Origin of the sequence: Noviherbaspirillum denitrificans, assembly GCF_002211445.1 — a bacterium.
GTDB classification, from domain to species: Bacteria; Pseudomonadota; Gammaproteobacteria; order Burkholderiales; family Burkholderiaceae_D; genus Noviherbaspirillum; species Noviherbaspirillum denitrificans.
This window is the reverse complement of the sequence record NZ_LSTO01000001.1, coordinates 2,181,864-2,192,003: the sequence shown is the minus strand read 5'-3', so window position 1 is coordinate 2,192,003 and position 10,140 is coordinate 2,181,864. Positions and strand designations below refer to the sequence as shown.

General features: G+C 61.2%; 9 protein-coding genes and 1 tRNA gene. 7 read left to right on the top strand and 3 right to left on the bottom strand.

The annotated features are described in order from the left end of the window. The coding region (locus AYR66_RS10780) for a GGDEF domain-containing protein (protein WP_234814875.1) at nucleotides 1–1,068 on the top strand (1,068 nt) is incomplete at its 5' end. Here AYR66_RS10780 and mutY read toward each other — a convergent pair. The 3 genes from mutY to mutM are packed head-to-tail and all read right to left on the bottom strand — an operon-like array spanning nucleotide 1,058 to nucleotide 4,982. Further along, nucleotides 1,058–2,173: an A/G-specific adenine glycosylase gene (gene mutY / locus AYR66_RS10775; protein ID WP_088707487.1), complete on the bottom strand. Its 1,116-nt coding sequence runs from the start codon at nucleotides 2,171–2,173 to the stop codon at nucleotides 1,058–1,060. The two genes, AYR66_RS10780 and mutY, sit on opposite strands and share 11 nt — an antisense overlap. Continuing rightward, nucleotides 2,174–4,111: a dynamin family protein gene (locus AYR66_RS10770; protein WP_170942117.1), complete on the bottom strand. Its 1,938-nt coding sequence runs from the start codon at nucleotides 4,109–4,111 to the stop codon at nucleotides 2,174–2,176. A 49-nt stretch (nucleotides 4,112–4,160) separates the two neighbouring features. Beyond that, nucleotides 4,161–4,982: a bifunctional DNA-formamidopyrimidine glycosylase/DNA-(apurinic or apyrimidinic site) lyase gene (gene mutM / locus AYR66_RS10765; protein ID WP_088707486.1), complete on the bottom strand. Its 822-nt coding sequence runs from the start codon at nucleotides 4,980–4,982 to the stop codon at nucleotides 4,161–4,163. 189 nt (nucleotides 4,983–5,171) lie between these two features. Between mutM and AYR66_RS10760 the strand changes: the two genes are divergently transcribed. The 6 genes from AYR66_RS10760 to AYR66_RS10735 form a co-directional block, all read left to right on the top strand. Continuing rightward, on the top strand, nucleotides 5,172–6,986 hold the full coding sequence (locus AYR66_RS10760; RefSeq protein ID WP_170942116.1) for a tetratricopeptide repeat protein: 1,815 nt from the start codon (nucleotides 5,172–5,174) through the stop codon (nucleotides 6,984–6,986). After that, nucleotides 6,983–7,585 (top strand): lipoprotein insertase outer membrane protein LolB, encoded by a 603-nt coding sequence (gene lolB, locus AYR66_RS10755; protein ID WP_088707484.1) that lies wholly within the window; start codon nucleotides 6,983–6,985, stop codon nucleotides 7,583–7,585. The genes AYR66_RS10760 and lolB overlap by 4 nt, the downstream gene beginning before the upstream one ends. Beyond that, a complete protein-coding gene (gene ispE, locus AYR66_RS10750; RefSeq protein ID WP_088707483.1) occupies nucleotides 7,570–8,445 on the top strand; it encodes a 4-(cytidine 5'-diphospho)-2-C-methyl-D-erythritol kinase in 876 nt (291 codons plus the stop codon). The genes lolB and ispE overlap by 16 nt, the downstream gene beginning before the upstream one ends. Nucleotides 8,446–8,495: 50 nt before the next feature. Beyond that, nucleotides 8,496–8,572 (top strand) — tRNA-Gln (locus tag AYR66_RS10745). 97 nt (nucleotides 8,573–8,669) lie between these two features. Next, on the top strand, nucleotides 8,670–9,620 hold the full coding sequence (locus AYR66_RS10740) for a ribose-phosphate pyrophosphokinase (protein WP_088707482.1): 951 nt from the start codon (nucleotides 8,670–8,672) through the stop codon (nucleotides 9,618–9,620). A gap of 91 nt (nucleotides 9,621–9,711) precedes the next feature. Further along, nucleotides 9,712–10,140 (top strand): 50S ribosomal protein L25/general stress protein Ctc (locus AYR66_RS10735; RefSeq protein WP_141104213.1); only part of this gene is annotated, 429 nt, incomplete at its 3' end.

Here is a 10,140-nt window from a genome sequence, read left to right as displayed (position 1 = left end):
ACCACCCGCCGCAAGAACATGCAGCCCGTGCGCATTCCGCAGATCTCGCCGATCAGTCTCATATCGCTGCTGTATGCGGTGAGCCTGTACATCTTCTACCGCCAGGGATTCATCAGCGGCCTGACCTTCACGGGTGTTGCAGCGATCGTCGTGGCGGTGGTCGTGCTCTTCTACTGCGTCTTCCGCTTCGGGTGGAACCAGCGCTTCCATGAACCGAGCCTGATGCTGCCGCAACTGGTCGCCTCGCTGCTGATCATGCTTGGCGTGGCCTACGTCGAACGGTCGACGCAGATTGCGCTCGTTCCCTTCATGCTGATCGCTTTTTCGTTCGGCATATTCCGGCTGTCGACTGCGTCACTGATCCTGCTCTCGCTTGGCTGCCTCGGCGCCTACCTGGGCATCATTGTGGTGCGCGCGCAGGTGGAAGCCCATGACTTCGGTTTCCGCGCCGACCTCGCGCAATGGTTCGTGCTGGCGCTCACCTTGCCGGGAATGATCATTGTCGGCAAGCAGATCCAGAACATGCGCCAGCTGCTGCGCGCAACGCGCTACCAGCTCGAACACTACGAAGAAAAATCCGTCCGCGACGAACTGACCGGTCTCTACAACCGCCGGCAGCTGCAGGCGGAACTTGAACAAGCCAAGCTGCACGCCGACGGCAACGGCATCCCGTTCACGATCTGCCTGATCGATATCGACCGTTTCAAGGAAATCAACGATAACAACGGCCATCTCGTCGGCGACACCATCCTCAAGGAATTTGCCCGCGTGGCTCGGGAAAGCATTCGCGACACCGACATCCTGGGTCGCTACGGCGGCGATGAATTCATGCAGATCCTCCCAGACACTGACGTCAAGGGAGCGGTGATGCATGCGGAGCGCCTGCGGGTATATGCGCACTTCCTCGATTTCCAGAAGATCCTGGCGCAAAAGCACATTTCCCTATCGATCGGGGTGGCGCAGTACCGGCCCGGGGAAAAGATCACCGACCTGATTTCACGTGCCGATTCCGCGCTCTACCAAGCCAAGCAACTCGGGCGGAACCGGGTGGAGTGGATCAACGACTGAGCAGGTCGCCTTCGCGGAAGACAGCCAGCAACAGCTTCTTTACCGGCGCGGGCAAGGGCGCGTCGGCAAGGCGGTCAGCACTGTACCAAAGGTGGCTTGATTGCCCCGCCAAGCCCGAGCGCTGCGCAAGCCGCACACGGTAAGGCGAAATGTGGAGTTTGAAATGCGTGAACACGTGCGAGAAGGGCGCGAGCTTTTCAGACGATTCGGGTTCGCCAAACCTTGATGCAAAGACTTCACCCGGCACATCGCCAACGCCGACTTCGGGCAACGACATCAGGCCACCCCAGATTCCTTCATCCGGACGCTGTTCCAGCAGCACATGCCTGTCATGGGTGATGACCAGCATGGTTGTCGATTTTTCCGGCACGGTCTTCTTCGGCCGCCGCTCTGGCAGCAAATGCGTGCGTCCGGTTTCGGAGGCGACACAGCGCTCCGATAACGGACAGCGGTTGCACGATGGACTGCTGCGCGTGCAGAGCGTGGCACCGAGGTCCATCAAGCCCTGCGTATAAGACTCGATATCATTTTCCGGCAACAAGGCCACGGCGCGCAGCCACATCTTGTCTTCCACCGGCTTCGCCCCGGGAAAGCCTTCGATGCCGAATACGCGTGCGAACACCCGCTTGACGTTGCCGTCCAGGATCGCGGCACGCGCGCCGTAAGCAAAGGCCGCAATGGCTGCCGCCGTTGACCGGCCAATCCCGGGCAAGTCAGCGAGCAATTCGGGATCGGATGGAAAAATGCCACCGAACTCCGCCATCACGCGCTGCGCGCAGCGATGCAGGTTGCGCGCCCGGGAGTAGTAGCCGAGGCCGCTCCAGTGCGCCATCACCTCTTCCGACGGTGCCGCTGCAAGCGCAGCCACGTCAGGAAAGCGTTCGAGGAAACGGAGATAGTAAGGAATGACCGCGGAAACCTGGGTCTGCTGCAGCATGATTTCCGACAGCCAGATGCGGTAGGCGTCGGTTGTGTTCTGCCAGGGAAGCGTATGCCGGCCGTGCTGCTTCTGCCAGCGGATGACGGCCTGCGAAAACGACGGGTCCTCAAATGCCTTGCCGGCGCCCACAGCCTGCACTGCCGGCGCCCCTGCCACCCGCTTCATCTATGCCGCCGCTTTCAGCGCGGACAATTCCGCGGCAATGGCGCCCTTGAGGTCCGCTTCGAGACCATGCAGCTCCCGCTTCTGCCCTTCGATTTCAGCCTGCATTTCTTCCAGCGCCTGCACCTTCTCTTCCAGGCTGTCGGTGGCGACGTGAATGCGTTCGATGGACTGGCGGCGCTTCTTGAGCTGCGAGCGGTGTTCCCATATCTGCGCTTCGAGCGGCGCCATGACGACTTTCAGCCAGGCTTCGACGTCGCGGTTGGCCTGCAGGAAGCTCTGCTTCACGCGCGATGCAATCGAGTCGAAGAACTTGGTCATCAGCGAAACTTGCGGCATCGTGAGCATGGCCGCGGCGCCGAACTGCTTGTGGTACACACTTTCGATCAGCTCGATCTCCTTGAGGTATTTCTCGAGGGAGAACGGCATCGGCGCGGAGAGCGCAAGCCCGTGTTCAGTGGAGAATTTGCGGTACATCACCGTCATCATCTCGGTGATCTCGTCGGTTTTCTGACCGGACAGCGTCAGGTTATTGCGAACGTGGGCAAAGAAATCCTTCACCGCGGAGCGCATGCCGGACGAGAACTTGCTCTTTTCCATTGCCTCGCGGGTATTGTGGATTTCAGCCTTGAGGATGTCCATGCCGAGGCTGGTGAAGACTTCCGTCGACAGACGCGTGAACACCGCGCGCGTGCCCTGCAGCTTGAGCAGGCTGCTGTCGAACTCTTTCTTCTCGAGGTCGACGCGCTTCATCATGTGTTCGATGATCGTCTGGTTCTTGCCGCGCAGGCTCTTCAGCTCGACCAGCTGCTCGACGACATTGCGGCTGCGCGAGGCCAGCAGCGCGAGCTTGGCTGCAGTCAGTTCATTCACCTCGGTCTCGAGCTGGCCGCGCACGATTTCGCGCTTGCTGGGAATGAGTTCTTCCGAAAGCGCCGACTCGAGTGCAGGCAGGCGGCTCTTTTCAAGCAGAGCCGCATCACGGTTGACCTTGCCGACCAGGCCCTTCTGCGCGGAGATGGGGAACACCTGGTGCGTGGACAGGTTCAGCGTATGGGCGACAGTCCCTACCTGACGCTCGATCTGTTCCTCGACTTCTTCCGCCGTACGCAGTTCGTCCCACATACTGTCGATCTTGTTCAGCACGACAAGGCGCGCCGGACCGCCGCCGATATGGTCGCGCCAGACGTCGATGTCGCTGCGGGTCACGCCGGTATCGGCAGCCAGGATGAACAGCACTGCATGCGCATTCGGGATCAGGTTCAGCGTCAGTTCCGGCTCCGTGCCGATCGCATTCAGGCCCGGAGTGTCGATGATGACCAGCCCCTGCTTGAGCAGCGGATGCGGGAAATTGACGATCGCGTGGCGCCACTGCGAGATTTCGACCAGTCCGTCATCTCCCACCGCGAGCGACGCATCCGGATCGTCTTCGTGGTACAGACCGTAGCGCTTCGCTTCCTCGACCGGCACGCGCTTGGTGAGGCTGACCTGCTTGAACGCATCAAGCATTCCCTCGCCGGAGTTGATGTCGAGCGGCAGCACCGTCCACACATGGTTGATGTCTTTGTAATCACTGGTCGACGCGGCTTCGGCGCGGGTCTCGATCGGCAGCAGGCGGATCGACGGCGGGAACGTCTCGTCGTACAGCAACTCAGTCGGGCACATGGTCGTGCGCCCTGCCGACGAGGGCAGGATGCGCTGCCCGTAATCGGCGAAGAAGATGGCGTTGATCAATTCCGACTTGCCGCGCGAGAATTCCGCAACGAAGGCAATCGAAAGCTTGTCGTCCGTCAGCCGGGCCTTCAGGCGCGAGAAATGCTGGTCGCTGACCGGGTCGGCAAGGTCCGCGGCGCTGACGCAGGCGCGATAGCGCTCGAGCGCGGCCATGACGTTGTTCCGCCAACCGCTGTACTCCTGGAACTTTTGTACCAGATTGCTCACAATTTCCCCAAGCTAACACTGTATGAATGTACGAATCTAGCACCCGCACTCATTTTTGACAATTTGGGCAGTAGAAGGTGGAGCGCTGCCCCTGCTTGATGGCGCGCACCGGCGCGCCGCAAATCCGGCATGGTTCGCCGGTGCGGTCGTAGACGAAATAGGTTTGCTGGAAGTAGCCGGGCTGGCCGTCCGCAGCCATGAAATCGCGCAAGGTGCTGCCGCCTTTCTCTATGGCGGCAGCCAGTGTTTCGCGAATCGCGGCCGCAAGTTTTTCATAGCGGGCGAGCCCAATGCGGTGTGCGGGGGTACGCGGATTGATGCCCGCCTTGAACAAACTCTCCGACGCATAAATGTTCCCGACACCGACAACGATGTCTCCGGCAAGCAACACTTGCTTGATGGGCGCGCTGCGCCGTCGCGTCATCCTGTACAGCAATCCGGCAGAAAACGCTTCGCCAAGCGGTTCCACGCCGAGGCCGCGCAGCAGGAGGTGCTCGTCCACCAGGCCATCCTCCTTCGCATGCCAGAGCACCGCCCCGAAGCGGCGCGGATCGGTCATGCGCATCACCTGCCCGTCGACGATGAGGTCGAAATGGTCGTGTTTCTCGGCGGGCGTCCCTGCCGGCAGGATGCGCAGGTGGCCCGACATCCCGAGGTGCACGATCAGCGTGCCATGGTCGAATCCGATCAGCAGGTACTTGCCACGCCTGCCGGTCGTACGAATGCGCTGACCGCGCAAGAGCTCACCAAGGCCTTGCGGGAAAGGCCAGCGCAAGCCGCTATGCCGCAACGTGACGCCGGCCACCACCCGTCCTTCGAGATGCGGGGCCACACCCCTGCGGGTCACTTCAACTTCAGGCAATTCAGGCATGGTTCAGACAACTCTTTGCAGAAAGACAAATTTGACGCACGACAAATGTGGTATCACTGGATTCGATTCGCATGCCGCGCATGGTGTCCGCAAAGACGATAAGACGGCCCCAAGGCCCTATATTACCCATGCGCATAGCGCCCCCGTTGGGCGTAAAATGAATGCTGCCTGATTAGCCGGGAATCTTCCTTGAAAAACACTCTTCTCATTGTAACTCTGCCGATCGTGCTTTCAGCGTGTGCCACCAGCACCGTCCAGCCCGCGCTGCCCGTCATGGCCGCCAATCCTGCGGTCCTGGCCAGTGCTGACGATTCTGTCGTCAAGAAGGCGTCGCCCGCAGCTCCGCACCGGCACCCTGGCGCCGGCGAGCAGAAGGCGGAAGACCCGTTGCCCTCGGTCGAACTGACGGATGAGCTGGTGTACAAGCTGATCACATCGGAAATCGCATTCCAGCGCGGCGACTGGCAGACGGCCTATGTGACGCTGCTTTCGCTGGCCCAGCAGACGCGTGACCCGCGCCTGGCCCGCCGCGCGGCGGAGATGGCGCTTGCGGCGAAGCAGGCTGACGAAGCGCTGAGCGCAGTGCGCCTGTGGCGCACCCTGGCGCCGAACTCCGATGAGGCGACGCAGTATTACCTGAGCTTCATCATCCTGAGCGACAACCTGGATGAGGCGGCCCCCATCCTCGAGCAGCGCCTCAAGGAAGCCCGCCCGCAGACACGCGGCCTGCTCGCTTTCCAGATGCAGCGCCTGCTCGCGCGCGCCAAGGACAAGAACGCCGCCTTCGCGATGCTGGAACGCTTGCTCCAGCCTTACCTCGACCTGCCCGAAGCGCGACTGGCCCTGGCACAAGGTGCGTATGCGCGCGGCGACATCCAGCGCGCGCGCGAGGAAGCACTGACCGCACTGAAGGCAAAGCCCGACTCTGAACTCGCCATCCTTTCACTGGTGCAGGTGACGCCCGACAAGGCAGAATCCCTCAAGCTGCTCGCCGATTTCGTCGCTGCGTGGCCCAAGGCACGGGACGCCCGCATGGCCTACGCGCGGATGCTGATCGACCAGAAGCAATACACGAAGGCGCGCTCCGAATTCGAAGCCCTGCTGCGCGACCAGCCGCAGGACCTGACATCGCTTTACGCGCTCGGCGTGCTCGGCATGCAGACCAACGACCTGAAAGCAGCAGAACAGTACCTGACGTCCTACCTCAACGTCCTGTCCACCAAGCCGGACGACGAGCGTGACCCGTCTCAGGCGCTGCTGCTCCTCGCGCAAATCGCGGAAGAGCGGAAGGACACTGAAGGCGTCCTCAAGTGGCTGTCCCAGATCGAACCCGGCGAAGCCTACCTGAACGCACAGATCAAGCGTGCGCAGGTCATCGCCAAGCGCGGTGACGTGGCTGGCGCACGCAAGCTTCTGCACGAGCTGCAAGTCAGCGGCGACCGCGAGGAAGCGCAAGTCGTCATCGCCGAAGGCCAGCTGCTGCGGGATGCAAACCAGCTGCCGGAAGCGATGACCGTCTTCAAGGCAGGCCTGACGCGCTACCCGGCCAACACTGACCTGCTGTACGACTATGCGATGACCGCAGAGAAGAGCAGCCAGTGGGACGTGATGGAATCCTCGCTGCGCAAGATCATGGAACTCGCGCCCAACAACCAGCATGCGTACAACGCGCTTGGCTACTCGCTGGCCGAACGCAACATCCGCTTGCAGGAAGCACAGTCGCTGGTCGACAAGGCACTGCAGCTCGCCCCCGACGATCCATTCATCATGGACAGCATGGGCTGGGTGCAATTCCGCCTCGGCAACCTGAAGGAAGCCGAGTCCTTGTTGCGCCGCGCCTACGAGCTGCGTCCCGACGTCGAGATCGCGGCACATCTCGGCGAAGTCCTGTGGGTCAAGGGCCAGAAGGATGACGCGCAAAAGCTGTGGCGGGACGCCCAGACCCGGGATCCGCAAAACGACACGCTCAAGAGCACGCTGGCCCGCCTCAACGTCAACCTATGAGTCTTCGCCTGGCCCGGGCAGCAGCATTCGCGCTGCCCCTGCTGCTGGCCGGCTGCGCCACGGTCACGCCCTCGCTTCCAACAACACCCGGTGTCGAACGCCAATTCCACGACGCGATCGACATCGGCGGCCGTCTGTCGGTGCGCTACCAGGCGAACAACCGGGAAGAAGCCGTGCACGGCAGCTTTACCTGGTCGCAATCACGGGAACGAACCGTCGTCACCCTGCTCTCTCCGCTCGGCCAGACGATGGCCGTTGTCGAAGTGGATGCGGACGGTGCGACACTCAGACAGGCCGGACAATCGGAACGCAACGCTGCCGACGTCGATACGCTGACGGCACAAACGCTCGGATGGCCGCTGCCGGTTTCCGGACTGCGCGAATGGCTGCAGGGCTTCGCCGTTGACAGCGCCGGCAAGCGCCGCACCGCCAGCCCGGCCGAAACGCAGTTCGAGTCGCGCGACGGCTGGCGCATTCAGTATGCAAGCTGGCCCGATGAAAACCCCTCCCGCCCCCGTCGCATCGACCTCGCCCGCCACACCGGGCAGGCCGGGGACGTTTCCATCCGCATCGTCATCGACACATGGCAACCACGCTGAACAATTGCCCCGCACCGGCCAAGCTGAACCTGTTCCTGCATGTCACTGGACGCCGGCCCGACGGCTACCATCTGCTGCAGACCGTTTTCCAGTTGCTGGATCATGGGGACATGCTGCATTTCACTGCGCGCGACGATGGCGAAGTCCGCAGGATCACGAACGTACCAGGTGTGCCCGAGGATTCCGACTTGATTGTTCGTGCGGCGAAACTGCTGAAGTCCGCAGCGCCCCAACAGACTGTCCATCAAGGCGCCGATATTGCCATCGACAAACGGCTTCCGATGGGCGGCGGCCTTGGCGGCGGATCGTCGGACGCCGCGACCACGCTGATCGCCCTCAACCACCTTTGGCATACCGGACTGACGCGTAACGAACTGATGAAACTCGGCCTGCAACTCGGAGCCGACGTGCCGTTTTTTATCTTTGGACAGAATGCATTCGCGGAGGGTGTCGGCGAGGATCTCGTCGCTGTCGACACGCCAGAATGCTGGTATGTTGTCATCGAACCGGGGGTTTCCGCACCGACTGCCGCAATTTTTTCCGATCCGGGTTTGACAAGAAACACAAACCCGGTCAGAATATCGGACTTTTCCAAGGCATCCAATTGCTTCGGGAAAAACGACCTGCAAGTCGTGGCAACAAGGCTCTTCCCGCCGATTGAACAAGCCGTTGAATGGCTCAGTCAATTCGGCGATGCGAGGATGACCGGCTCCGGTGCTTGCGTGTTTTGTGCCTTCGGGCAGGAACATGAAGCTGATAAAGTGCTGAAAGCGGCACGTGAAACCGGACCGGCGCAGTGGAAAGCCTGGAAAGCCAAAGCGATCGAGCGTCACCCGCTCTCGCACTTGATCGGGTCGTAGACAGAATTCGTTTGACGTTGCATCACGCAGCGACAGACAACAGGTTGTGTAGGGGAATCGCCAAGCTGGTTAAGGCACCGGATTTTGATTCCGGCATTCCAAGGTTCGAATCCTTGTTCCCCTGCCATTAAACACAAGAAGAACCCAAAGCCGCCAACGCGAGACAACAAAGTCATGCCTTGGCGGCTTTTCATCCTTTTAACCCGCAATTTCCTAGGTGTCCCATGGCGCTTGAAAACCTGATGGTCTTTACCGGCAACGCAAACCCGGAGCTGGCCGCAGGGGTGGTCAAGCACCTCGGCATCCCGCTCGGCAAGGCTGTCGTCTCGAAATTCTCCGACGGCGAAGTCATGGTGGAAATCAACGAGAACGTGCGCGGCAAGGATGTCTTCGTCCTGCAATCGACCTGCGCGCCGACCAATGACAACCTGATGGAAATCATGTTGATGGTCGATGCCCTCAAGCGCGCGTCCGCCGGCCGCATCACAGCCGCCATCCCCTATTTCGGTTACGCCCGCCAGGATCGCCGTCCGCGTTCCGCCCGCGTGGCGATTTCCGCCAAGGTCGTCGCGAACATGCTGCAACAGGCAGGCGTCGACCGCGTGCTGATCATGGACCTGCACGCTGACCAGATCCAGGGCTTCTTCGACATTCCGGTGGATAACATCTACGCATCCCCGATCCTGTTGACGGACCTTATCAAGAAGAATTACGACGACCTGCTGGTCGTGTCGCCGGACGTCGGCGGCGTGGTGCGCGCACGTGCACTGGCCAAGCGCCTGAACTGCGACCTGGCCATCATTGACAAGCGCCGTCCGAAGGCCAACGTGTCGGAAGTCATGCACATCATCGGTGAAGTCGAAGGCCGCAACTGCGTGATCATGGACGACATGGTGGACACCGCCGGCACGCTGACCAAGGCTGCCGAAGTGCTGAAGGAGCGCGGCGCCAAGAAGGTGGTCGCCTACTGTACGCACCCGGTGCTGTCCGGTCCGGCAATCGAGCGCATCACGACCTCGCCGCTGGACGAACTGGTTGTCACCGACACCATTCCGCTGACCGCCGAAGCCAAGACCTGCACCAAGATCCGCCAACTGACCTGCGCGGACCTGCTGGCCGAAACCTTCAAGCGCATCACCAAGGGCGATTCCGTCAGCTCGCTGTTCGTCGACTAAGTTTTCCCTTCCTCCTTGCGGAGGAAGGTTTTCCCGCCCCCTGGTCGCGGGGGGCCTATCGCAAGCCTGTCTTGCCTTTTTGGAGTTAAAAATGAAAGTTATCGCATTCCCGCGCAACGAGCAGGGGTCCGGAGCGAGCCGCCGCCTGCGCAATGCGGGTCAAACGCCGGCCATCATTTACGGTGGCACTGCTGATCCGGTCGCCATTGCACTGGACCACAACGCGCTGTACCACGCACTGAAGAAGGAAGCCTTCCATTCGTCGATCCTCGACATGGAAATCGAAGGCAAGGTCGAAAAGGTCCTGCTGCGCGACTTCCAGATGCACGCGTACAAGCAACTCGTCCTGCACGCTGACTTCCAGCGCGTCGACCCGAACAAGAAGATCCACGTGAAGGTGCCGCTGCACTTCGTGAACGCTGAAGTTTCCCCGGCCGTGAAGCTGGGCGGCGCGATCATCAGCCACGTGATGAACGAACTCGACATCAGCTGCCTGCCGGGCGAACTGCCGGAATTCGTC